2 protein-coding genes are annotated in these 2,713 nt (G+C 56.7%); one reads left to right on the top strand and one right to left on the bottom strand.

The features are described from left to right. Positions 1-194: 194 nt before the first annotated feature. Positions 195-626: an EamA family transporter gene (locus tag BDE01S_RS09835; protein WP_066080966.1), complete on the bottom strand. Its 432-nt coding sequence runs from the start codon at positions 624-626 to the stop codon at positions 195-197. A gap of 195 nt (positions 627-821) precedes the next feature. Here BDE01S_RS09835 and BDE01S_RS09830 point away from each other — a divergent pair, with 195 nt between their 5' ends. Continuing rightward, entirely contained in the window at positions 822-2,498 is a 1,677-nt protein-coding gene (locus tag BDE01S_RS09830; protein ID WP_066080963.1) for a formate--tetrahydrofolate ligase, read from the top strand. The last annotated feature ends 215 nt before the right edge of the window (positions 2,499-2,713 follow it).

Genomic DNA, 2,713 nt, shown 5'->3' with positions numbered 1-2,713 from the left:
TCTGCGACTCACTGCCTTGTATCAGATCTGCGACTCACTGCCTTGTATCAGAATTTAATTTCTCCGACGACAGTTAAATCACCTTAGTTAAATAAACCGAAAGCCGTCTGAAAATCATCGATTTTCAGACGGCTTTTCACACCTTTCACGCTATCCCTTCGGCAAACTCAAGGCAAGCATCGCCACCCGCCGCGTCACCGCTTCAAAGCCAGCATCAACACGCCCGCCGTGACCAATCCCAAGCCTATCCATTCCTGCGCGCTCGGGCGCTCGTCCAGAAAGATGACCGCCATCAGCGCCACCAGCACCAAGCTGAATTTATCCACCGGCGCAACTTGCGAGGCGTTGCCCAGTTGCAGCGCTTTAAAATAAGCCAGCCACGAAGCGCCCGTGGCCAAGCCCGATAAAATCAGAAACGCCCAGTTGCGCCCCGTAAAGTCGCCCACGCCCTGCCATTTTCCCGTATAAGTGAGAAATAGGCACAAAGCCGCCACAATCACCAGCGTGCGGATAAACGTGGCAAAATCCGAATCAATGCCTTGTAAGCCGACTTTGGCAAAAATCGCCGTCAGCGCCGCAAAGCCGGCCGAAGCCATCGCCCAATAAAGCCAAGCATTTCCACCCATCTCTTTTCCTTTTCTCCATCCGCCCGCAGCAGGCCGCCGCCAAGCATTAAAACGCAGCAACGGCAGCACAAAAATCCGCTGCCCGCCGCCTGCAGAAGCCGCTATAATAACTGCGATGCCCGCGCGCATCCAGCCGCGGCCGACCGTTTATACCGGCATGCTTCCCATCAGGCAGCGAGCCGACAAGGAGGAATTATGAGCTTTAAAACCGATGCCGAAATCGCCCAATCTTCCACCATGCGCCCGATTGGCGAAATTGCCGCCAAGCTGGGGCTGAAAGCCGAAACTATCGAGCCTTACGGCCATTACAAAGCCAAAATTGATCCGGCGGCGGCGTTTAAGCTGCCGAAAAAACAAGGCCGTCTGATTTTGGTAACCGCCATCAACCCGACTCCGGCGGGCGAAGGTAAAACCACCGTCACCATCGGTTTGGCAGACGCCTTGCGCCATATCGGCAAAGATTCCGTCATCGCCTTGCGCGAGCCGTCGCTCGGCCCCGTGTTCGGCGTGAAAGGCGGTGCGGCGGGCGGCGGTTATTCGCAAGTGTTGCCGATGGAAGACATCAACCTGCACTTTACCGGCGACTTCCACGCCATCGGTGCGGCCAACAACCTTTTGGCGGCGATGCTCGACAACCACATCTACCAAGGCAATGAGTTGAATATCGACCCGAAACGCGTGTTGTGGCGCCGGGTGGTCGATATGAACGACCGCCAGCTGCGCAATATCATCGACGGCATGGGCAAAAGCGTGGACGGCGTGATGCGCGCCGACGGCTTCGATATTACCGTCGCTTCCGAAGTGATGGCCGTGTTCTGCCTCGCCAAAGACATTACCGATTTGAAAGAACGGTTGGGCAATATTCTGGTGGCCTACGCCAAAGACGGCAGCGCGGTTTACGCCCGCGATTTGAAAGCCCACGGCGCGATGGCGGCTTTGCTGAAAGATGCGCTTAAGCCCAACCTGGTCCAAACCATCGCCGGTACGCCCGCCTTCGTGCACGGCGGTCCGTTTGCCAACATCGCCCACGGCTGCAACTCCGTGATTGCCACCCGCTTGGCAAAACACTTGGGCGATTATGCGGTGACGGAAGCCGGTTTCGGCGCGGACTTGGGTGCGGAAAAATTCTGCGACATCAAATGCCGCTTGGCCGGATTGCAACCCGATGCCGCCGTGGTCGTCACCACCGTGCGCGCCTTGAAATACAACGGCGGCGTGGCGCGCGCCGATTTGGGAGAAGAGAATCTGGACGCGCTGGCCAAAGGTTTGCCTAATCTTTTGAAACACATTGAAAATCTGAAAACCGTGTTCGGCCTGCCCGTAGTCGTCGCGCTCAACCGCTTCGTTTCCGATACCGATGCCGAATTGGAACTGATTCAGACGGCCTGCGCCGAGCAGGGCGTAGAAGTATCGCTGGCCGAAGTGTGGGAAAAAGGCGGCGCGGGCGGCGCGGATTTGGCGCAAAAAGTCGTCAACGCCATCGAAACGCAGCCGAACCACTTCCAATTCTCTTACGACACCAACGACACGATTCCGAACAAAATCCGTGCCATCGCCCAAAAAATCTACGGCGCGGCCGATGTCGATTTCAGCACCGAAGCCTTGGCCGAAATCGCCGCGCTGGAAAAACTCGGCCTCGACAAACTGCCGGTGTGCATGGCGAAAACGCAATATTCACTAAGCGACAACGCCGCCCTGCTCGGCCGCCCCGAAGGCTTCCGAATCAATGTGCGCGGCATTACCGTCTCCAACGGCGCGGGCTTTATCGTGGCGCTGTGCGGCAACATGATGAAAATGCCCGGCCTGCCGAAAGTACCGGCGGCGGAGAAGATTGACGTGGATGAGAATGGTGTGATTCACGGGTTGTTCTAAAAGCGTGAAGTGGATGCCAGAGGCCGTCTGAAAGCACTGTAGGGAGGGGTTGCCACTCCGCCCTACGGCTGATGATTTAAGGCCTGTTCACCTGCTGCAAGATATTGCTCATCTCAAACCTGCGTTACCACGTGAAATCAATGCCAAAGGCCGTCTGAAACCGATTTGCCAGTTTCAGACGGCCTTTTTAAGCAAACCGATAACCTCATACAGCG

The sequence above is a fragment of the Bergeriella denitrificans NBRC 102155 genome, assembly GCF_001592185.1.
Classification (GTDB): Bacteria; Pseudomonadota; Gammaproteobacteria; order Burkholderiales; family Neisseriaceae; genus Neisseria; species Neisseria denitrificans.
This window is presented reverse-complemented; position numbering and strand designations above follow the sequence as displayed.